The sequence below is a fragment of the Synechococcales cyanobacterium CNB genome (genome assembly GCA_030263455.1).
In the GTDB taxonomy this organism is placed as follows: domain Bacteria; phylum Planctomycetota; class Phycisphaerae; order Phycisphaerales; family UBA1924; genus CAADGN01.
This window is the reverse complement of sequence record SZOZ01000002.1, coordinates 146005-167731: the sequence shown is the minus strand read 5'-3', so window position 1 is coordinate 167731 and position 21727 is coordinate 146005. Positions and strand designations below refer to the sequence as shown.

At 67.1% G+C, this 21727-nt stretch carries 17 protein-coding genes and 2 rRNA genes; 16 read left to right on the top strand and 3 right to left on the bottom strand.

The window, feature by feature from the left end; translation table 11 throughout:
* Window positions 1-102: 102 nt before the first annotated feature.
* The 5 genes from FBT69_02360 to FBT69_02340 are packed head-to-tail and all read left to right on the top strand — an operon-like array spanning window position 103 to window position 4635.
* Window positions 103-2232, top strand: coding sequence for a hypothetical protein (locus FBT69_02360; GenBank protein ID MDL1903639.1), 2130 nt, complete (start codon window positions 103-105; stop codon window positions 2230-2232).
* 26 nt (window positions 2233-2258) lie between these two features.
* Window positions 2259-3251 carry an NAD-dependent epimerase/dehydratase family protein gene (locus FBT69_02355; GenBank protein MDL1903638.1) on the top strand — a complete coding sequence of 331 codons (993 nt, stop codon included), beginning with the start codon at window positions 2259-2261 and terminating at the stop codon, window positions 3249-3251.
* Between the two features lie 22 nt (window positions 3252-3273).
* Complete coding sequence (locus FBT69_02350; protein ID MDL1903637.1) at window positions 3274-3480, top strand: hypothetical protein; 207 nt, start codon at window positions 3274-3276, stop codon at window positions 3478-3480.
* Between the two features lie 37 nt (window positions 3481-3517).
* Window positions 3518-3790 (top strand): hypothetical protein, encoded by a 273-nt coding sequence (locus FBT69_02345; GenBank protein ID MDL1903636.1) that lies wholly within the window; start codon window positions 3518-3520, stop codon window positions 3788-3790.
* Between the two features lie 35 nt (window positions 3791-3825).
* Window positions 3826-4635: a uracil-DNA glycosylase gene (locus FBT69_02340; GenBank protein ID MDL1903635.1), complete on the top strand. Its 810-nt coding sequence runs from the start codon at window positions 3826-3828 to the stop codon at window positions 4633-4635.
* 222 nt (window positions 4636-4857) lie between these two features.
* On the opposite strand, the gene FBT69_02335 is transcribed toward FBT69_02340, so the two are convergent.
* Both FBT69_02335 and FBT69_02330 read right to left on the bottom strand, forming a co-directional pair.
* Window positions 4858-5283: a copper-binding protein gene (locus FBT69_02335; GenBank protein ID MDL1903634.1), complete on the bottom strand. Its 426-nt coding sequence runs from the start codon at window positions 5281-5283 to the stop codon at window positions 4858-4860.
* 1 nt (window position 5284) lies between these two features.
* Window positions 5285-5602, bottom strand: a complete 318-nt coding sequence (locus FBT69_02330; protein ID MDL1903633.1) for a hypothetical protein — start codon at window positions 5600-5602, stop codon at window positions 5285-5287.
* Window positions 5603-5718: 116 nt separating this feature from the next.
* Here FBT69_02330 and amrB point away from each other — a divergent pair, with 116 nt between their 5' ends.
* From amrB to FBT69_02280, 10 genes are all read left to right on the top strand, one after another.
* Entirely contained in the window at window positions 5719-7077 is a 1359-nt protein-coding gene (gene amrB / locus FBT69_02325) for an AmmeMemoRadiSam system protein B (protein ID MDL1903632.1), read from the top strand.
* A 6-nt stretch (window positions 7078-7083) separates the two neighbouring features.
* Complete coding sequence (locus FBT69_02320; protein ID MDL1903631.1) at window positions 7084-7440, top strand: hypothetical protein; 357 nt, start codon at window positions 7084-7086, stop codon at window positions 7438-7440.
* A 238-nt stretch (window positions 7441-7678) separates the two neighbouring features.
* Window positions 7679-9790 carry a type IV pilus assembly protein PilM gene (gene pilM, locus FBT69_02315; protein ID MDL1903630.1) on the top strand — a complete coding sequence of 704 codons (2112 nt, stop codon included), beginning with the start codon at window positions 7679-7681 and terminating at the stop codon, window positions 9788-9790.
* Complete coding sequence (locus tag FBT69_02310; GenBank protein ID MDL1903629.1) at window positions 9787-10377, top strand: hypothetical protein; 591 nt, start codon at window positions 9787-9789, stop codon at window positions 10375-10377. Before pilM ends, FBT69_02310 begins: the two co-directional genes overlap by 4 nt.
* The gene (locus tag FBT69_02305) at window positions 10374-11066 is read left to right on the top strand and encodes a hypothetical protein (protein MDL1903628.1); all 693 of its coding nucleotides are present in this window, start codon (window positions 10374-10376) and stop codon (window positions 11064-11066) included. The genes FBT69_02310 and FBT69_02305 overlap by 4 nt, the downstream gene beginning before the upstream one ends.
* Before the next feature lie 36 nt (window positions 11067-11102).
* Window positions 11103-13223 (top strand): hypothetical protein, encoded by a 2121-nt coding sequence (locus FBT69_02300; protein ID MDL1903627.1) that lies wholly within the window; start codon window positions 11103-11105, stop codon window positions 13221-13223.
* Window positions 13224-13638: 415 nt separating this feature from the next.
* Window positions 13639-16352 (top strand): 23S ribosomal RNA (locus FBT69_02295).
* A 135-nt stretch (window positions 16353-16487) separates the two neighbouring features.
* Window positions 16488-16594 (top strand): 5S ribosomal RNA (gene rrf / locus FBT69_02290).
* Between the two features lie 147 nt (window positions 16595-16741).
* The gene (locus tag FBT69_02285) at window positions 16742-18721 is read left to right on the top strand and encodes a hypothetical protein (protein ID MDL1903626.1); all 1980 of its coding nucleotides are present in this window, start codon (window positions 16742-16744) and stop codon (window positions 18719-18721) included.
* 201 nt (window positions 18722-18922) lie between these two features.
* Window positions 18923-19636: a hypothetical protein gene (locus FBT69_02280; GenBank protein ID MDL1903625.1), complete on the top strand. Its 714-nt coding sequence runs from the start codon at window positions 18923-18925 to the stop codon at window positions 19634-19636.
* A 55-nt stretch (window positions 19637-19691) separates the two neighbouring features.
* Here FBT69_02280 and FBT69_02275 read toward each other — a convergent pair whose 3' ends face one another.
* On the bottom strand, window positions 19692-20507 hold the full coding sequence (locus FBT69_02275) for a type II secretion system protein (protein MDL1903624.1): 816 nt from the start codon (window positions 20505-20507) through the stop codon (window positions 19692-19694).
* A gap of 521 nt (window positions 20508-21028) precedes the next feature.
* Here FBT69_02275 and FBT69_02270 point away from each other — a divergent pair.
* A complete protein-coding gene (locus FBT69_02270; protein MDL1903623.1) occupies window positions 21029-21703 on the top strand; it encodes a hypothetical protein in 675 nt (224 codons plus the stop codon).
* Window positions 21704-21727: the final 24 nt, after the last annotated feature.

Sequence of the window (21727 nt, the reverse complement as noted above, 5' to 3'; positions counted from 1 at the left end):
GATCGGCGTTGTTCGGGACGCCGATCCCGGTTAGGTTGTCGTCAAGCCCGGGGGTGGGCCGCGGACGGTGTCCGGCCCGCTGGGGGAGAGCGAGGGAGCGTCATGCGTATCACGCAGCGGTGGGTCGGTCTCGTGGCATCATGCCTGATCTCAGGGTCGGCCTTCGGGCAGACGGCCCCGCTCGCCAGCGAGAACATCCCGTTCCCACTCGACTCCGGCCCCGTCGGCAATCCGGGCAATCAGCCCGAAGTCGTGTTCTCCGCCGTCGTCAACGTGCCGGATGCGCTCTGGCTGCGCCTGACCTTCGACGAGGTGCGACTCTCGGGCAATCATCTGAAGGGCGCCGGCTCGTATCTGCGGATCACCTCGTCCCTCGACGGTGCGGTGCAGTACCTGAATGCGATGCACGTCGCGCAGTGGCAGCGCACCAGCGCGTACTTCAACGGCGACGAGGTGACGGTCGAGATCGTCGCGTTTCCGGGCACGGGCGACGGCAACCGCCTGGTCATGTCCGAGGTCATCGCGGGCACGTTCGGGCCGGGCGATCGCAGCATCTGCGGCCCGACGGACGACCGAACGCTCTCGAACGACCCCCGTGCGGCGCGGCTCATGCCCATCGGGTGCTCGGGATGGCTCTTCGACGATTGCACGCACTGCTTCCACACGGCGGGGCACTGCACGAGCAACCTGCAGGTGGCGCAGTTCAACGTGCCGCTCTCGAACGCCAACGGGAGCGTGAACCATCCGCCGCCCGAGGACCAGTACGCGATCGACCCGGCGAGCCTCCAGACCAACGGCGGGCAGGGGGTCGGGAACGACTACGCCTACTTCGGCGTGTTCCCGAACTCCAACACCGGGCTGACGCCGGTTGAAGCGCAGGGGGACTGGTACCGGACGGGCATGCCGCCTCCGGTGCAGGGACAGGACATCCGCATCACGGGGTACGGGACGGTGAGTTCGCCGGTGCCGCCGCAGTGGAACCAGGTGCAGAAGACGCACGCGGGGCCGTACTGGAGCTTCAGCGGAACGACCCTGCAGTACCGCGCCGACACGACGGGCGGCAACTCCGGCTCGCCGGTGATCGATGATTCGACGGGGCTGGCGATCGGCATCCACACCCACGGGGGGTGCTCGTCCGGAGGGGGGGCGAACTCCGGGACCGGGTACAACCACGCCGGTTTGCAGGGGTATGTGGCGAACCCGAAGGGCGTGTGCGAATGCCCCGCGCTCCTGTTCCACTACCCCGACGGCGTGCCGACGTTCCTGAGTCCCGCCGGTGGTGAGGCGTTCCGTGTCTGGGCGCTGCCGAGCGACAACGCGGAGCCGAAGCCCGGCACCGGCGTGCTTCACTACAGCGACGGCGGGCCGTTCCAGAGCGTCGCGATGGTCGAGGAGGCGCCGAACCAGTACGTCGCTGTCTTCCCCGCGTTCGACTGCGGCACGAACGTGCGGTTCTACGTTTCGGCGCAGGACACGCAGGGCAAGACGTGGAGCGACCCGAAGTCCGAGGCGTCGGCCCACGCCGCGCTCGCTGCGTACGACCTCACCACGATAGTTGCGCTGGACTTCGAGACCAACCCCGGCTGGACGGTCACTAACACCGATCTCACCGACGGGGCGTGGGAGCGCGGCGTGCCGGTCGGCGGCGGGCTTCGGGGCGACCCGCCGACCGACTTCGACGGGTCCGGGCAGTGCTGGCTGACGGACAACGTGTCGGGCAACTCCGACGTGGACGGCGGGCCGACGACGCTGACCTCGCACCTGATCGACCTGTCCGGGGCGATCGACCCGATCGTCAGTTACGCCCGCTGGTTCTACAACCAGGCGCCGGACATCGACCGCCTGACCGTCGAGGTGTCGAACGACAACGGCACGACGTGGAAGATCGTCGAGGTCGTCCCGCACACGGACGGCTGGGTTCTGAAGCACTGGCGGATCGCTGACTTCGTCGTGCCGACGGCGGCGATGCGGTTCCGCTTCAGCGCGGTGGACAATCCGAACAACTCGGTGACGGAGGCGGCGATCGACCGGTTCCGGATCGACGACCCGCTCTGCGACCCGCCCTGCCGGGCGGACTTCAACGGTGATACAGCGGTGAACTCGCTGGACGTGCTGGCGTTCCTGAACGCCTACGCGGCGAACGACCCGAAGGCGGACTTCAACGGCGATACCGTGATCAACTCGCTGGACGTGCTGGTGTTCCTGAATGCCTACACCGAGGGGTGCCCGTGAAACTCCCAGCCGACGCGGTTGCCGCCATCCGTGAGAGGCTAGCCGGCCAGCGGGTCTGTGTGACCGGTGGGGCGGGCTTCATCGGCGGGCATCTCGTGGACTGCCTCGTTTCGGTCGGCGCGTCGGTCACGGTCATCGACGACCTCTCGAACTCGAACCTGGACCACCTCGCCGGGCTGATTGAAGTCGAGCCGAATCGAGTGCGCTTCGTGCAGGGTTCGATCCTCGAGGACCTGGCCCTCGCCGACGCAATCGAAGGATGCTCGCTCATCTTCCACCTCGCCGCCGTCGGCTCCGTGCAACGCTCGATCGAGGCTCCCGAGCGGTCGTGGGCGGTGAACGCAACCGGGACGCTGCGCGTGCTCGAGGCGGCACGAGCCGCCGGAATCCGGCGGGTGGTGTTCGCGGCTTCGAGCAGCGCGTACGGGGACACCGAGAAGCTCCCGAAGGTCGAGTCGATGCCCGCGATGCCGCGCTCGCCGTATGCGGCGTCGAAACTGGCCGGTGAGCACCTGCTCTCGGCGTGGTCGGCGGCGTTCGGGATGGACACGATCAGCCTGCGCTACTTCAACGTCTTCGGGCCGCGCCAGCCGGCTGACTCGGCCTACGCGGCGGTCGTGCCGGCGTTCGCGCGGCGCGTACTCTCCGGGCACAGGCCCATCATCTATGGAGACGGCGAACAATCGCGGGACTTCACCTTCGTGGCCAACGCCGCCCTCGCCACGCTGCTCGCGGGAACATCCGAACGCACGTTCACGGGCGAGGTGGTGAACGTCGGCTCGGGACGCCGGGTGAGCATCCTTGCGCTCGCGAGGCTGATCGCAGAACGCTGCGGCCGCGCGGACCTCGTGCCCGAGCACCGCCCGCCGCGTGCGGGAGATGTCCGCCACTCCCTGGCGGACTTGACGAGAGCGCGCGACCTGCTCGCCTACAGGCCCTTCGCGTCGCTGGAGATCGGGCTGGACGAGACCATCGAGTCGCTCCGCGACGACCATACCCCCGCGCCGAACCACGATTGATCCCCTCCGCTATCGTTCCAACATGATCGGTCGTGCTTCCGAGACGCTCGGCGGCCTCTATGCGCTTGTCCGGCTTGGGTTTATCACGCGCTTCCGCTTCCGTGGTCCGTACTGGCGGTGGCGCCTGCACACGGCATTCGGGCAAGGGATTCCCGAGTCGAGGGTCGAGATGATGCGGGCGGTTGTCCGATACGGACGGTGGATGCACCGGATGAGGCGGCTCGGCTGACCCTGTCGGGAACGAACACGGGCAACGGAGATGGCGCATGCGCGGGAACGCGAGCACGACGGGTCAGCCGCAAGGTGGGTTCGCCAGGGCGTTTCTCCCGGGTCTTGTGCTCGGGCTGATCATCGGCGCGTTCGCCGGGGCGGTGATCCCGCCGATGCTCAGCGGACCGCCCGCCCCTGCGCCGGGACCGGCGGGGCCGGTGATGCAGCCGCGTGATCGGGTCGAGCAACCCGCGACGGATGAAGTCATCGAGCAGGGCGATCGGCCTTCGGAAGAGGAACCGCCCGAGGGCGAGGGCGGCGGGGGCTGATCCGCGCCCCGCCGTGCGTGTGCTACGCTCGCGGCATGGGCGCGACAGCACAGACGGACATCGCGCGGGCGAGACGGCTCGTGATCCAGCACGCCGAGACGGCGAGGCTGCTCGGCGTCGGGTTCGTGCCGGTGCGTGCGGCGGAGGCGCCCGAGCAGGCAGCCGAGACTCGCGACGAGCCGAAGACGACCGCGCCCGTGGTCGATGCTCCGGCGGCGCGGTGGGCGACCGCGCGTGATGGCGGCGTGCGCGATCGTGCCGAGGCGCAGCGCAGGCTCGACGCACTGCGCGAGCGCTACGAGCGAGACGCGCCGCACTCGCGGTTCGTCACCGACCATACGAACATCGTGTTCGGCGAGGGCGACCCGTGCGCGCGCCTGATGTTCATCGGAGAGGCGCCGGGGGCCGAGGAGGACCGCACGGGGCGGCCGTTCGTCGGGAAGGCGGGGCAGTTGCTGAACAAGATGATCGCGGCGATGAAACTGCGGCGTGAGGACGTCTATATCTGCAACGTGCTGAAGACCCGGCCGCCGGGCAACGCGACGCCGACGGTGGAGGAGGCGCGCATCTGTGCCCCTTACCTCTTCGAGCAGATCGACATCGTGGACCCGGAGGTGATCGTGACGCTCGGGCTGCCTGCGTCGCGACTTATCCTCGACCGAGAGGATTCGATGGGGAACATGCGCGGCCGATGGCACGAGTTCGTGCGCCTCGGCAAGCCGGCGATCCCGGTGATGCCGACCTACCACCCGGCGTTCCTGCTGCGGTCCTACACGGAGGAGAACCGCAAGAAGGTCTGGTCGGACCTGCGGCTGGTGATGGACCGGCTCGGAGTCCCGGCCTGAGCAGGCCATCGGGGCCGCCTCTCAGGCCTGCGAACGGGATGGACCAAGGCAAATCCCGTGCCTTGCCCGATCGTGGCGAACATTTTGCGACGAACTCTGGAACCGTTCCACGGAGCCATGCGAAACGGGATGCGACGAGGACGTGCGGTGTCCGGTTCCTTCAGACAGACCCCCACGAGACCCGGTACTCGGCGATTCGCTGGGTGCCGGGTTTTTTCGTGTTCAGTCGGATCCGCCGAAGTGGAGTTCGGTCTCCGGGGGGAGTCTCGTCCACTCGGTGAGGTGCCACGAGGGGAGCGGGGGCGTGCGTGAGCGGTCCCAGCGGACTTCGAAGGTGAAGGAGAGTTTGTCGCCGATGGCGAGGCCTTCGATGGAGACGCCCTCGGCGAGCGGGAAGGGCATCTGCATCTCGGCCATGCCGACGACCTCGCCGGCGCCGTTGACGAAGTCGTCGATGCGTTCGTGGTGGATGGTGAAGTTGCTGACGGGGCGCGACGGGTCCGGGAGGTCGGTCACGACGCCGCGCACGCCGCGGTAGATCTGATCGGGCGCCGTGGGAGGAGGCTGATTCGGAGCGCGTTCCGAACACGCGGCGAGGACGAGACCGGCGCAGATGATGGCCGCCGGGAGCCGGCGTGCGCGTGGCATGTCAGGTCTTCTCGACAGCGAGAAACGCCCGGACGGCGGCAAGGTCCAGGGCGATGTCCGGCGTGTAGACCATGGACCACGACTCGCCCTTGCGGACGGTCAGTCCCCGGGCGGGCTTCTCCCGGGCGTACCAGGTGCGGTTGCCGCGGATGTAGGTCCACATGCGCTGACGGCGCATTTTCTGGGCGCGCCGGAGGGCGCGCTGGACGCCCGCGTCGCGCCGCATGAGGCGGGCGATGGTCTTGACCTGGCCCTGGGCGCGCGGCTGGGCGGTGATGGTGCAGCGGATAGGCTGCCCGGGCTTGAAGGTGTCGGCCATGAGAGAACCCTCGACCGCCCCTTCCGGGGGCGGGACGGGAAGCATAGGCGGGGGAGGAGTGCGTTCCAGCGGGCGTGAGTGCGGGTGTCTGCGGGCGGGTCGGCTACAGTTGCTCGATGACCCAGCAGACCCCGCCGCCACCGCCGCCGTTCAAGCCCGATGCTCAGCACCACCTGCGGCCGAAGTTGAGGCCGGTGCGAGGCTTCCCCGTCCAGGCCCAGGACCAGACGGGCAAGCAGGTGATCCTGCTCGGGCTGGCGGACGCGAAGCAGGTCTCGGATCGTCCTCCCGTGGTGGTGACGCCGGCGGTGCAGAACATCCTGCCGCTGATGAACGGCGAGCGGTCGGTGGACGACATCGTGAGCGAGGTGGGGCGTGGGCTGACGCGGGAGATGCTTGAGCCGCTCGTGGCGCAGCTGGACGCGGCGGGTCTGCTGTTCGGCCCCGAGTTCGACGCGATGCTGGCGAAGATGCGGGCGGATTTCGACAGCAGCACGATCCTGCCGCCCGGGCCGACAGCGGCAATGGCGGACGCGCTCGTGCAGCAGGCACTCGGCGAGGGCGTGACGGACGAGCAGAAGGCGGAACTCGGCCCGGCGAAACTGCGCGAGGCGCTGGACCACTGGATCGACGAATCGCTGAAGAACGCTGAGAAGCCGAGTTTCGACGCGCTGCCCAAGGCGATCGTGGCGCCGCACGTGGACTACGGGCGAGGCTGGATGAACTACGGGGCGGTCTGGGGGCGGTTGCGCGTGGTCGATCGCCCGGATCGCGTTGTCGTGCTGGGGACGAACCACTTCGGATTCTCGACGGGCGTCGCCGCGTGCGACAAGGGATACCGCTCGCCTCTGGGCGACTGCCAGGCGGACGAGGAGATGATCGCGTTCATGCGCGACCGTGTTGGGGATGCGCTCTTCGCGCACCGGTACGACCACGAGCGCGAGCACTCGATCGAGCTGCAGATCCCGTGGATTCAGCACTGCCTGGGGACGGACGCCTCCGGGGCGTACTGCAAGGTCTTCGCGGTGCTGGTGCATGATCCGGCGGTGAACAACGGCGAGCCGTATGACGGGAACGGCGTGGCGATCGGTCCGTTCATCGACGCGCTGCGCGAGGCGATCGCCACGCTGCCCGGCACGACGCTGGTCGTGAGTTCGGCGGACCTGAGCCACGCCGGCCCCGCGTTCGGCGACAAGCAGACGCTCGCGGGCGACGAGGACGAGCCGCGGCAGTTCCGCGAGCGAGTGCTGAACCACGACCGCGAGATGCTGCAGATGATCGCGGAGCGCAGACCGGACGACCTGATCGCGGCGATGGCGTGGCAGGGCAACCCGACACGCTGGTGCTCGACGGGGAACCTGGTGGCCGCGATGAAGGCGGTCGAGCCGGACGAGGTGGAGATTCTCGGGTACGCCGCCGCGATGGACCAGCAGGGCATGGGCATGGTCTCGAGCGCGGCGATTGTGATGCGCTGAGGCGTCATGGGTTCGGCCGGCGGCATCCCGTGGCGGCCTGATCTCGTGGCGATCGCGCTGTGGTTGATCGCGGGCATGCTTGCAGCGGCGGGGCTGTACCTGCTCTGGGCTGCGCGCCGGAGCCGCGATGAGAACGAGCGTGTGCGTCTGCCGATCGTGGGCGCGGTGGGCGTGCCGACGTGCCTGACCGGGGGGCTGGCGCTCCTGTTGGGCGGGTACCACGCGGCGGTCTATGGGTCGCCGGGCGTGGCCGGGCTGCCTGCGGTGCCGGTCGAGCGGTGGTGGATGGTGGCGGGGCTTGTGGCGGCTGCGCTCGTCGGGGCCGCGCTCGCGGAGGCGTTCGAGCGGGGAACCGGCAGGTAACGTTCGTGTCACGGGGACGTAACTCGCCGGCCACGGGCCTTGCATCGAGCAGAACTGCCGCGAGACTGCGGCGTATCGACGGTCGCTCGGGGCGTGCCGGAGAGGTTCCGGGGCGGCTCGGGCTGGTCGGCCCGTGTAGGATGCCGTGGCGGGGCGTGCGCCCCGCGTCCGGAACGAGCCGAGGGTCGTCGGTTCGATCGGCGAACGTCCGTCGGGCGTCGCCGCAGCGAGGGTAGCCATGCCAGCTGCGAACACCTGCTGGGGGATCGAGGTCGGGGCCGGGGCCGTGAAGGCCCTGAAACTGGAGGTCGTGGACGACCGCCCGCGGGTGGTCGATTTCGCCTACATCCCGCACGCGAAGGTGCTCTCGACGCCGGAACTGGACCAGGAGGACGCGAAGCGCGTCGCGCTGGGTCGGCTGGTGACGGAGTTCGACCTGAGCAACGCGACGATCGCGGTGAGCGTGCCGGGCCACTCGGCGTTCGCGCGGTTCGCGAAGCTGCCGCCGGTGGATCCAAAGAAGGTGCCGGACATCGTGAAGTTCGAGGCGGTGCAGCAGATTCCGTTCCCGCTCGAACAGGTGGAGTGGGACTACCAGACGTTCGTCAGCCCGGATTCTCCGGACGTCGAGGTGGGCATCTTCGCGATCACAAAGGAGCGGATCAACGGCGAGTTGATGCTGCTGCGCGACATGCGGATCGTGCCCGACCTGGTGACGCTGTCGCCCGTGGCGGTCTACAACGCGATGGCGTACGACCTGCAGTTCACCGAAAAGACGCAGGGGACGATCCTGCTGGACGTGGGGACGACCTCGACGGACCTGATCATCGCGGACGCAGGGCGGGTGTGGATCCGCACGTTCCCGATCGGCGGGCACGAGTTCACGAAGGCGCTCGTCGAGCAGTTCAAGCTGAGCTACCCGAAGGCGGAGAAGCTCAAGCGCGAGGCCGAGCAGAGCAAGCACGCCCGCCACGTCTTCCAGGCGATGCGTCCGGTGTTCACGGACCTGGTGCAGGACGTGCAGCGTTCGGTGGGGTACTACCAGTCGCTGCACCGCGAAGCGGACCTGACGCGACTCATCGGGATGGGTTCGACGTTCAAGCTGCCCGGGCTGCGAAAGTACCTGAAGCAGCAGCTGGGCATCAACGTCTACCGCATCGACGCCTTCAAGGGGCTGACGGCGGAGGGGCCTCGCGCGGCCGAGTTCGAGGCGCTCTCGCTGAACATGTGCACGGCCTACGGCCTCGCGCTCCAGGGACTCGGCATGGGCACGCTCCAAGCGAACCTGATGCCGGTGCAGGTCTCGCGCGAGGCGATGTGGGAGCGCAAGAAGCGGTGGTTCCTGGCGGCGGCCGGGCTTTCTCTCGCGGCCACGGGGGCGATGTTCATCCGGCCTCTGATGGACAAGAACGCGGCTGCGGCGACGCCCGCGCCAGCGTCGATCAACCGCGCGGTCACGATGTCGCGCACGCTCGTGAGCGAGGCGAACGCCGCGGGCGTGACGTCGGTCGGGCAGGGCGCGTTCGACGCGGCGAACATGCTCTCGGTGTTCGACCGGCGCGAGGTGATCCCCTTCATCCTGGACGACGCGAGCCGGATGATCGAAGAGGCGAACCGCGCGGCGACGGGAGCGCCGGCGGTCATGCTGCGTCGCCTCAGCACGCAGTACCTCTACGCAGAGACGCCCGTCGCCGCGGGGCCCGGCCCGGCGCCGAGCCGCTTCGAGGGCGGGCGCGACGTGCCCTCGAGCGAGTACAGCGGGCGGCGCGCGTTCCAGGAGGACGAAGAGCGCTGGAGCGGCGGCGAGGACACCTCGCAGCCCCAAGGCCCCGGCGCGGGGCGCCCGCGGGTGCGGGTGACCATGGAACTGACCACGCCGCGCAACGCTCAGGAGGCGCGGATTCTGGCGACCGAGTCGATCATGCGGTGGCTCTCGCAGAACGCGAAGCGTGACGGCGTGCCATACTCGATCGAGACGCTCGGCGAAGGCACGCTGCGGATCGTGCAGACCGCGCTTGCCTCCGAGCCGTCGGCGACGACAGCACGTGCCACCCCGACCCGAGGCGTGCGCGGGGGGCGTGACGTGCCCGCCTACGAGGAGCCCGGATACGAGGGTCGGGGGCGTGGTGCAGTGCAGGAGCAGGTGCCCGTGCGGATGAACCTGATGGGCGAGGGCGCGACGCCGGCGCAGTCGCGCGATTCATTCGAGGCCGAGACGGGGCTGGTCCGTCTGGCGCCGATCGCCGCCCCCGAGAAGCGCGTGGCCGATGGCGCGGTTGAGTCCACGATCACGATCACGTTCGAGGCGGTGTTGCAGGACGCGAAGGCGTCCGAGGAGGGCGACCGGTGAAGGGCGTGCTGGGTTGGGTGAAGTCTCATCTCGTGGTCGTGATCTGCACGGCTGTCGTGGTCGTCTCGCTGCCGCTCGGGTTCGTCTTCAGCTCGAGGATGAACGCGAAGATCAGGGAGGCTGCGGAGAAGGAGGGCAACGATCAGTTGCGGCAAATCCAGAACGCCCGGGTGAGCTACGTCATCCCGTCGTTGCTGCCGGATGAGAGGCCGGTGGAGCTGGCGCGCCAGGCGCCAAACGCCGCGCTCACGGCATGGGTGAAGGAGCAGCGCGACCGCCGGGCGGCGGAGGCGTCGGGTGTGATGCGTCGCGCGGTGGAGTTCAACCGGCGCGGACATCGCCCCCTGGTGCAGGGGCTGTTCCCCGATCCCCCGAGCGACGCCACGCAGCAGCTGCGGCTGAAGGGGGAGTTGCTGAATCTTCTGGCGGGCGATTCGTCGGGGGATCGACCTTCGCTCTACGAGACGCTGTTCGCCGAGATCGGCGCCGGCTCGCCCCCTTCGCCCGAGCGTGTGTTCGAGAGCGTGCGCGACGTGGAGGAGCGAGAGCGCGAGCGGCTCCTGGCGGACAGCCCGACCGGGCAGTGATCGGGGAGTATCAGCGTCGCGCCCGCGAGATCAGCGTGTACGCCGACCTGACGAGCCTGGACCGGACGGGGTTCGATAAGCGCTCGTCGCTCCTGCCGCCGCCGCGCGTAACCGACGCGCAGGGCGGCGCGCTGCCGGACGTCGCGGAGCTCTTCCAGTGGCAGTGGGACGCCTGGCTGGTGGGCGACCTGCTCTCGGCTGTGGCGAGAGCGAACACCTCGCCCGACGGCGACCGGCAGGACGTGGAGAACGCGGTCGTCAAGCGCATCGAGAAGATCTCGGTCGAGGATCTTCCGCTGTACGGCGACGCAAAACTGCCCAGGCTGAGTGCACCGGAGGGTTCGGTGCCACTGGACCGATCGACCTCGGTGACGGGGCGGGTGTCGAGCGAGACAAACAAACTGTACGACGTTCGACGGGCGAAGATGACGGTTGTGGTGTCGTCGGAGCGTCTGCCGGTCTTCCTCGACGCCTTGGGGCAGACGAACATGATCACTGTGCTCTCGGTGAACCTGTCCGAGGTGGACGTGTGGGCCGACCTGCAGAAGGGGTACTTCTACGGGCGCGAGCCGGTGGTTCGTGCTGAACTGGAACTGGAGACGCTCTGGCTCCGTTCATGGACCGGCCCGCTGATGCCCCGCTACGTTCGCCAGCGGCTGGGCGTGGAGTTGACCGGGGAGCCTGGCTGAGCATGCAACCGCGCCGGCGGCGCGTCGGAGTCGATCATGAAGATCAAGGGCGTGAACTTTTTCGAGCAGAACGTGGAGAAGATCGTACTCGGGGCGGTCTCGCTCGTGCTGCTGGGCGCGCTGACGGCGCAGTTCGTCGTCGAGCCGAACATGGTGAAGATCGGGTCGAGCGAGTACCCGCCGCACCAGCGGTTCCTGCCCGCGGAGAACGAGGCGAACGCGCTGCTGGCACGGATGGCGGCCCCCTCGCCCGACGTGCCCGAGATCACCGAGCAGGCGCTGCGCGACCGTTTCGCCGCGAGGATCGAGGGTTCGATCTCGCCTCGGCCGCGATTCGCGCTGAGCACCCCCGGCGCGGAGATTCAGGGCGTCGAGGACGTGCCCGGTGCCGAGACGGTGATGGCGATGCCGGCGATCCCACCGCTGACCGGCGTGGTCGCCGCCACATACATCGCCACGGTCGATCCGTTCGAGTGGGTCGGCTCGCCCGAGTTGCGCCCCTTCCTGCCCGCGGAGCAGCCTTTCGACAAGGCGGCGGTGAGCGTGGAAGCGACGTTCAGTGGGCGTGCGCTGCGCGAAGCGCTGCTGCGCGATCCCGACGGCCCCGAGGGGCCGCAGCGCCCCCTTCCCCCGGGCTGGTGGCGCGACAACTTCGAGGTGCTGGGGATCGAGTTGCAGCGAGAGGAACGCACGGCAACGGGTGAGTGGACGAACGTGGCGGAGATCACGTCCATCCCCGGACGGCTCGACCTGATCCATGAAGTGCGGACCGACCGCCCCAACTCCGCGGAACTCCGCTACATCGTCGAAGATGCGAGGCGTGCGATGCCGCAGATCGTGCAGCCCGGCTACCTGCGGACGATCGCGGGGCCGGCGTGGGTGCGCCCGAGCGAGGCCGTGGCGGCGCTCGGCCTGACGGATGAAGCGCAGGAGATCGCGCGGGTCAAGAGCCAGATCGCCGCACTCGACGAGCGCATCGCGGGCCTGGACCGCGCCATCGAGGATGCACGCGCCCCCGGCGGCGGCGAGCGGCGTGCGCCCGATCCCGTCCGTCGCGGCGAGCCTAGCCCGCGCGGCGAGCCGCAGCCCGGCCAACGCGACGCGACCGCGGACGCCAACGTCAGGAGGTTGCAGGCGCAGCGCGAGGGCGTGGTGCGCCAGCGAGAGATTCAGGTGAAGCGCCTGCAGGACCTCGGCGGCACACCGGACGACCCCGCCCGCCGCCAGGACGCACGGACGGGTGTCGCGCCCCTCCTCGAGAACACGGAGCTGCGCGTGTGGGCGCACGACGTTACGGCACGCCCCGGGTCGATCGTTCGCTACCGGATGCGGCTCGTGCTGAACAATCCCGTCTTCGGCAAAACGTCCCTCAGTCCGGAGCAGCAGAACCTTGCCGCTGACCCGCTCTTCCCTGGGCCGTGGTCGGAGTGGACAGCCCCGGTCGAGGTTCCCGCGGAGCAGTACTTCTTCATCACGAGTGCGAGCGAGGCGGATGCGCTCGGGCGCGGTCCAAGGGCGTCGGCGGACCTGTTCAAGTTCTACTACGGGTACTGGCGGCGGGCGCGGGCAACGCTCGAACCGGGCGACAGCATCCGCGGTACGGCTCAACTGCCCGACGGGCTGCTGCTCTGGGATCTGGACAAGCTCGCCTCGGCCGGGCAGCAGCAGATCACCAGGCCGCTTGAGGAGTGGCGTCCGGAAGGCGAGCGCTTCGAGCCGCCCCGCGACGAAGGCCGCCGTGCTGCGCCGCCTGCCGGGGAGACTCAGCCCGGAGCACCCGCGCCGATCCCGGAGAATGCCCGGCCCGGGCCGAAGACCTTGGCGTTGTCGGCGGATGTCATGCTCCTGGATGTGGCCCGGCTCCCGGGCGGGGTCGATGCTGGCCTGACCGGTGCGCGTCGCCAGGCGTTCCAGGCGGTTCTCAGGGACCAGATCGGGACGATCCTGGTTCGGAATCCCGACGACGATCGGGCAACGGCCCTGTTCAGAGGCCTATCGGCGTCGGCGGAGGAAGGCCGAACACAGGGCCAGACTCCTCCCGAACCCGAGCCGACGGAGCGTCGTCCTGCTCCCGATCGGCGTGAACGCGACACTCCGCGCGAACGCCCCGATTCCGGCGGCGGGAAACAGGGTGGCGGTGGGGGCGGCGGCGGCTGAAAAACCGCGGAACGAACGGTGTCCAGCGGCTTGACCTCCCCTCGGCGCAGCGTAGTATCCCCTCGCCCCATATCGGGGCGGATTTTCAGCCCAACGCGGGAAACCGCGACGGGTCACGAGGCCCGCCGATGCGTCGGCGTCGCCCCTGATCTTTGACAACCGGATACGGACGAGAGCCAGCCCCGACGAGCGGGCGGTTCGATCGCAGTGGAGCGACGGGCCGTGTCGTCGGGGTTGATTGGCAAGCACCAAAGTAGAGCAGTGCCTGAGTGCTGGTTTGGGTTTGCATCAACGGCCGTCGCTTCTTTCGCGGCGCGGGGACGCCTCCCCGCGTCGCGTCAACGGGATCAACACGGACAAGAACGAGCGATGGCGATGGTTGCGGTCGAAGGCGGCCGCGGCGTCGGGTTGGTGCGACAAAGCTACGAAGGGCACACGGTGGATGTCTTGGCGTTGAGAGGCGATGAAGGACGTGGGAACCTGCGAAAAGCCCAGAGGAGCTGGTAACCGAGCGTCGATCCTGGGATGTCCGAATGGGGAAACCCGGCCCTTCGGGGCCACCGCCCGCTGAATGCATAGGCGTGCGGAGCGAACCCGGGGAACTGAAACATCTCAGTACCCGGAGGAAAGGAAAGCAACAGCGACTCCGTGAGTAGCGGCGAGCGAAAGCGGATGCGTACGCGGAAGAGCGAACGCGTTGGAATGCGCGGCCTGAGAAGGTGAAAGCCCTGTACCCGGAAGCGTGCGTAAGCCCTTGAGTAGGTTCGGTGCCGTGGAACCCGGACTGAACACGGGGGGTCCACCCCCCAAGGCTAAGTACTCCTCAACGACCGATAGTGGATCAGTAAGGCGACTGAACGATGACAAGCACCGCGATGAGCGGGGTGAAAGAGTACCTGAAACCGTGTGCCTACAAGCGGTCGGAGCCTCCCGAAAGGGGGGTGACGGCGTGCTTTTTGCATAATGAGCCCGCGAGTTAGTCTGTGCGGCGAGCCTAAGGCCCATCGGGCCGGAGGCGGAGCGAAAGCGAGTCTGAACAGGGCGTTCAGTCGCACGGGCTAGACGCGAAACCTAGTGATCTCGTTGTCGTTGAAAAGACATGGGATGAGCTGTGGGGAGGACTTAAAGTGTAATCAAACTGGGAGATAGCTCGTTCTCTCCGAAATAACTTTAGGGTTAGCCTCGGGAGCGCAACCGACGGGGGTAGAGCGACTGGATGAGCGTTGGGGGCCACAAGCCTACCGCGCTCAACCAAACTCCGAATACCGTCGGCCAAGACCCGGGAGATAGACGGCGAGTGACAATATCCGTCGTCAAAAGGAGAACAATCCAGACCGCCGGCTAAGGCCCCGAATCTCCGCTGAGTTCGTAAGGAAGTCAGATTGCCGTGACAGCCAGGATGTTGGCTTAGAAGCAGCCACCATTTCAAGAGTGCGTAATAGCTCACTGGCCGAGGAGTCTGGCGCCGAAAATGATCGGGAATAAGCGGGGAGCCGAAGCCGCGGACGCGCAAGCGTGGTAGGAGAGCGTTCCTCTCGGCGGTGAAGCGGTCCGGGAACGGTCCGTGGAGCGTGAGGAAGTGCATATGCGGGCTTGAGTAACGATAAAGCGGGTGAGAATCCCGCTCGCCGTAAGCCCAAGGGTTCCTGGGGAAGGTACATCCGCCCAGGGTGAGGCGGGACCTAAGGCGAGGCCGAAAGGCGTAGTCGATGGACAGCCGGTGAATATTCCGGCCCCCTCGCGGAGATCGAAGCGCGGTGCAGATTCCTCAGCTCGGGTGGGCGACCAGTTGTGCCCAGGCCCTTGTGGCCGTTCCCGGGGGCGGGAGTCTCCAGAAAAGCCGCGCGGGCGAAGCGAGGCCCGTACCAAAACTGACACAGGTGGGCGAGGCGAATAGCCTCAGGCGCTCGAGAGAACGGTCGTGAAGGAACTAGGCAAATTAACCCCGTACGTTCGCAAGAAGGGGGCCCTTCGGGGCGCAGAGAAAAGGCTCTGGGAACTGTTTATCAAAAACACAGCTCTGTGCCAACTCGCAAGAGGATGTATACAGAGTGACGCTTGCCCGGTACCGGAATGTCACGGGAGCGGGTCAGCTTCGGCGAAGCTCGCGACTTAAGCACCGGTAAACGGCGGCCGTAACTATGACGGTCCTAAGGTAGCGAAGTTCCTTGTCGGGTAAGTTCCGACGCGCATGAATAGCGTAATCACTGGAGCACTGTCTCCACGACCGACTCGGTGAAATAGTAGTGGCGGTGAAGATGCCGCCTACCCGCAGCAAGACGGAAAGACCCCGTGGACCTTTACTGCAGGCTCGCATTGGTCACGAGCATGTTCTGCGTAGGATAGGTGGGAGGCTTCGAAGCCCGGGTTTCGGCCCGGGTGGAGCCAACGGTGAAATACCACCCTGAATACGTTTGTGGCCTAACCCCGAATCCCGTGAATCCGGGCGGGGGACCGTGCGTGTCGGGCAGTTTGACTGGGGCGGTCTCCTCCAAAAAGGTAACGGAGGAGCGCAAAGGTCGGCTCAGCGCGGATGGAAACCGCGTTTCAGAGTGCAAGAGCACAAGCCGGCTCTACTGCGAGGCCGACGGGCCGAGCAGTCACGAAAGTGGGCTCTAGTGATCCTGCGATCCCGTGTGGAAGGGTCGTAGCTCATCGGATAAAAGGTACCCCGGGGATAACAGGCTGATCGCACCCGAGCGTCCATAGCGGCGGTGCGGTTTGGCACCTCGATGTCGGCTCATCGCATCCTGGGGCTGAAGGTGGTCCCAAGGGTTCGGCTGTTCGCCGATTAAAGCGGTACGCGAGCTGGGTTCAGACCGGCGTGAGCCAGGTCGGTCCCTATCTGCTGTGGGCGTTCCAGGCTTGAGAGGAGTCAACCCTAGTACGAGAGGACTGGGTTGGACCGACCCCTGGTGATCCTGTTGCGGCGCTCGCCGCACCGCAGGGTAGCTACGTCGGGCAGGGATAACCGCTGAAAGCATCTAAGCGGGAAGCCCCCCTCGAGATGAGGCCTGGTGGTCGAAAGACGGAAGACCCCTCGGAGACCACGAGGTTGATAGGCCGCGCGTGCACGGGCTGAAAGGCCCTCAGCGGAGCGGTACTAACGGTCGAAGGCTTTGTCGCACCAACCGGCCGCCGCGGTGTCGGCGCCATCCCCCGGGGATGGCGCGGCCCGGCGTTCCATGCACTGTTCTGCACGGCGCTTGCCGTGCTCTCGTCCGATCCATCGCCCGCGCCGCGCTGACGCGCGCCGCGTGCTTTGTCGGTGACCACAGGTCGGGGGTCACACCTGTTCCCATCCCGAACACAGCAGTTAAGCCCCGGCCGCCGATGATACTGCACCGCGGGAAAGTAGGTCATCGCCGACAATTGACCCCGTCCGGGTAAACCCGGGCGGGGTCTTTTTCGTTCCTGGCCATTGCTTGGCACGGCCCCCTTGCTCTCCCGAGGTTTCATGTAGACTCGGCTTGACCGGGGGCGCTTGCGGCGCCGCTCGGGGCACCTCGGGGGGCAGCATGGTCGTTGCATTGACAGCGTTCGATGGGGCGACCGTGGCGACGCCGGTCGCCAATCCGGTGATGATCTCGGCCGGCGACTCGCTCATGTGGGGGCAGGGGCTGCTGCCGCAGAATCGCTTCCGGGAGATCGTGCGCCTGCGTCTGCAAGCCGAACTCGGCGCGCCGGTCACGGAACTCTCGATGGCTCGTTCCGGTGCGAGATGTACGCCGCCGTCGATTCAGGCATCTCGCGGCACGGTGGAACGTGCGGATGTTACCGTTCGCGGCAGTTTGTTGGATACGACCTCACCGACAGTGCCTCCGCTGTACAGGTCTGCCGACTTCACCCGCGAGATTCCCGGTTCGGTTCCGACGACGCTGCGTCAACTCGAGTCGGCATTGGGCATCCTCTCAGACCCGGCGAACGCGAGCGACCCGGGCGAGGTTCGCCTCATTCTGCTCGATGGCGGGATCAACGACACGGGGATCGGGAACATCATCGCGCCCACTGCGGCGATCGAAGAGGGCGGCCCGCTGGCGTCGTGGGAGGCGTGGATCTTCGCGGCGGCCGTCCGTGTGCGCGAGAAGATGATCGAAACGCTGCGGTTCGCGCTCACGAACTTCCGCAATGCGGACGTCGTCGTCAACGGCTACTTCCCTGTTTTTTCCATGTACTCGTCGGCGGCGCTGTTCAGAGTGCAGGCGCTGGTCGCGATCCACTATGTCCCCGGGCTGAACTTCGTGGCGCCGCTTACGATCGCTGCCGCCGCGGACGCCTCGCGGGCCTGGCAGGTCGCGTCGAACCGTCGTCTTCGGCAGGCGATCGCCACAGTCCGCAGCGAGTTCCCGGGGCGAAACGTGTTCTTCGCGCGATCCGGGATTGAACGGGAGCGCTGCCTGTTTGCGCCATTCACGATGCTGTGGGACTACGACGGCGTTCCGGACGTGACGCCGACGAACGCGCTCGACGTCGCGATGATTCTCGCGGGGATTACGCCGCACGACGAGGTCGCGGTCCAGCGGCGGACGGCGGTGACGAACGCGGTGGCCCAGAACTTGTTCAATCCACCGCTGGACTCGGTGGGCGAGATGACGTCGATCATGGCGTCGGTGGGCCATCCGAACGTCGCCGGGGCACGCGACTACGCGGAGTCGATCATCGATGCGCTGGAGTTCGGGGGTGTATTCACTCCGAGCCGGCAACCCTGCGACCAAGCGGCGGCGGCGCGCCGCCGGACCTGCCAGGCCGGGCGTGACACGTGGGACTTCGCGGTTCAACGGACGGTGGTGGGCATGGAGACAGCGTGCAGCGGTGCGGCGGACGCCGTCTTCGGCGCGGCGGGATCGGCCGTCGGAGTTGCGGGTGCGGCGTTGAATCGGCTCGCGGGGAGACCCGCGGCAGTCGCCGACTGCTACGCGGGCACCGGGGCGGCCATCGACGCCTGCGCAGCGACCGAAGCGACAGCGATCGCGGCGTGCAACGCGACGCTCGCCACCACGCTTGCAGGGCCTTGCGCGATCGTCTGCACGCAGTTCACCAACTGCAACGGCCAGTTTGGCGCCTGGGATCCGCGCCGATACGCGTGCCAGGCGGCGAGGGCCGGGTGCGTGGCCGCCGCCGCGGTGGCGAGGGCGGGCTGCCGCGTGGCCGCGGAGTCGACCCGGGCCGCGTGTATCGGGATAGCCGTAGCCGCAGGCGTTGCATGCCGAGCGGCGGCGATCGTGACCGACACGGCGTGTGCTGCCGGCCAGGTGATCGCAGGGGTTGCCGATGTCGCCGTCGCCGCCGGGGCGCTGGTTGTCGCTGGCGGGATCGCGCTTGTTGGTGTCGGCGTCATCGCCGCTTGCAGGATCGCCCAGGCGGCCGTGAATCTGGGCGGGCGACTCATCGGTGCGGCTGGACACGTTGTCTGCAATCTCGTCGTCGGAGTTCGTTGGATCGGGTGCAGCGCCGGGGCCGCGCTGGCCGGAGTGACCGCAGCGGCGGCGCGAAGGTGACGCCCCGTCGCCCGCAACGGTTTAAGGAGATCGTGCCATGGCCACAAGCCCACAGCGTTGCATCCCGTGCATCATCGGTGGCGTCGTGCTCATCCTCATCGTCCTCGGCGCGATCGTCGCTGGAGTCCTCGTGCTGCTCTGATCGGCAGCGCGTAGGATGGCTCGCGGGGACGCGCTCCCGCAGGACTCAGGAGACTCGCCATGCCCGACACCGCCCACGACCACACCCGCATCTATGACGAGGGGGCGGAATCCCTGCTCGCTTCCGAGAACTTCGCCGACCGGGTCACGCTCCTGCCGCCGGACAACGCGCGCATTGAGGCCGGCACGCGCGTGCGCATCCTCTGGGGGCAGGACATGCTCCGCGACGCGCTCGACGGGCGCTACCGCACCATCGTCTGCGGCGTGAACGACGAGGACAACTCGCACGGCATCGTCGCTCAACTCGTCAACCTCGTCACCACCAGCCAGTGGAGCGTGCAGACCGTCACCTCCTACGCCCGCGTCTTTCAGGAGGCGGTGTCTGTGCACGCGGCCAAGGACCGCGAACCGTACATCCTGAAGTACGATCTCGACAGCCTGCTGATCCTCGGGCTGCTGCGGCCGAAGGGTCGGGACCACTTCACGCTGGACGATCTGTCGCGCGGCTTCCGCACGGTGGCGAAGATGATCCAGGGGCGGATGGAGCGTCGTCCTGTGGCGAGCGTGTCGTTCCTCGGGGCGCGGTCGAACCGGCTGCTGGGGCCGGACGGGCGCGAGCCGAGTTTCGAGGCCGTGTTGCGGACGATGTACCAGGGTGGGTACCGTGGCGACGTCTACCCCTCGCCGCGGATGTGGTCGTACGGGCACGTGGGCGTGTTCCCGGTGTACCCGTTCCCGCAGGGGCTGGAGCGGATGCGCGAGGGGAGTTCGTGAACGCGTCGGCGAAAGCAGCAGCTGCTCGTGTCAGGGTTTGCCGCGGTCTCGTGGGCTACCGGTCTCTTCCACGAGCGCCAGCCTGCGTGGCAAGTACGGCTACGGCATACTTCGGCATGATGCCGTTGTCTCCATAGCCGGGTATGAGGGACGATCGCTTCAAAGACGAAACAGCTCCGTCCGCAAACGCGATCACGAACGGCCCGTCTGCTCTCCCGTCGTCGATCAGGGAGGGGTGACCGCCGCGACGATCGATGACGTGCCATGCCCGCGGCTCGACGAGAACCCCCTTCGACGACGGAAACTGGATCTCGGAGAGCCGGACGGCCCTCAGCAATCGCTCGTTATCGATGCGTCCACCCGGCATCCACATCTCCGGCGCGCTGAACATCGTGTACGAAAGCCAGTAGTCGGAGGGCTGCGTGTACGACGGCGGGTAGTCGTTCAGATATGTCGTGTACGAGCCACTGCCACCGAACGCCGCTTTGATAACAGGACTGCTCGGGCAGAGCTGAACTTCATCGAGGGGGCGACCCGTCAAGTAGTCGCGCACGACCATTGGCCAATGAATGCTCTGATAGAAGTAACTGAGCGAGATTCCTCCGTTGGAGAAAGCGTCGAGCAGACGCCGCTCGGCGAACATCGGGAGACTATCGTCGCTGCCGCCCGCGTAGTTCGCCATTGCTTGCATACAGCTTCGGATGTTTGTCTCGCAGGCCACCCGTTGCGCCAGTCTTCTCGCATGGGCAAAGGCGGGAAGGCTCAGAGCGAGAACGACAGCGGTCAACGCGATTGTGACCATCAGCTCGATGAGAGAGAATGCCCTCACAGGAAAAGTATACCTTGTGAGAGTCGATTCACACTGGGTCAGGCAGGATTCCCAGTCCGTGCAAAGGCTGTCGAGCCGAACAAATTCCTACTCTGACGATGCCCACGATAGGCAATGGGTCCGCGACCAGAACAAAGCGCGAACAAAATGTGCGTGCGCCGGAGCGACGGTAGGGAGAACCGAACTTGACAGGGCAAAGGCCATAGATTACGCTCCGCCCTGAAGGCACACCGGAAGTGTGCCATTCCGGAGTGGTCTTGCAGTGGAGGAACCGGCAATGCGCATTACTCGTGGTCTCGCATTCGTGTCTGCTGTCGGTGGAATGACGGCGATCTGTCTGGCTTGGTGGTCTCCATCGGGACTTTGGCATACAAACGATACCACGTGCAGTCTCGAGCCATGCCAACGCTTCTGTCGTGTCTGCTGTACGCACTTCAACCCGGATGTCACCAGTCCGGGATGGTGGGCTTGCGCCGGGACATGTGCAACCCTCCCGACCAACTGCACCGAGCCCGAGGAGCCCGGCGACCCACAGTACCCGTGACGTGACAGGAGTTCCCCATATGCGGCGAACCCATGTGTGGGTGCTTGCCGGTGTCGGCGCTGCTCTGGCGGTCGTTGCGAGTACGGTTGCGGTCATTCGTTTCGGCGCGCCCGATGGCGAGCGGGATTCCTCGGGCAGGCCCCAGCGGGCAGCAATGACGGACCTGCTCGATGACCCGGATTCATTGTTGCCTCATCTCTCCGCCGAAGAGCGTCAGGCGGTCGGCATGGCGACCGGCGGGGAGCTTCGCAATCTCCTCATCGTCGGCTTCTATCTTCGAGATCGTCTCTCGGGCGAGCCGCGTGAGTTGCGCCCATTCCTTGACGCGCTGCGAGCCTACCGAGTTCCAGATCCCGGGGATGAGACCGCGTTTGAACGGGTCGCTCTGGGTGACTATGCCTTGGGCTTTCTTGCTCGTGCCTGGGCTCAGGTCGGTCCTGTGACCGCGGTGGAATCTGAGTGCATTGAGTACGCCGTTCGTGGTCTCGCAGACCCGGAAGACACCGTTCGGCTGCGGTCCGCAAGCCTCTTGACAGTGATTCAGATGCGACGCCCCGATTCGGTCCTGCCCGCCGATGCGCAACGCGCGCTCGACGAGGCTACGAAGAACGATTGGCTGCGATTCGAACTCGAGCGCCAAATGGACGTTCTCCGCGAAGCGGCCCGCGCGGTCGGGCGAGACTTGCCGGGCTGAGTATGAATGGCATTGTCGAGGCCG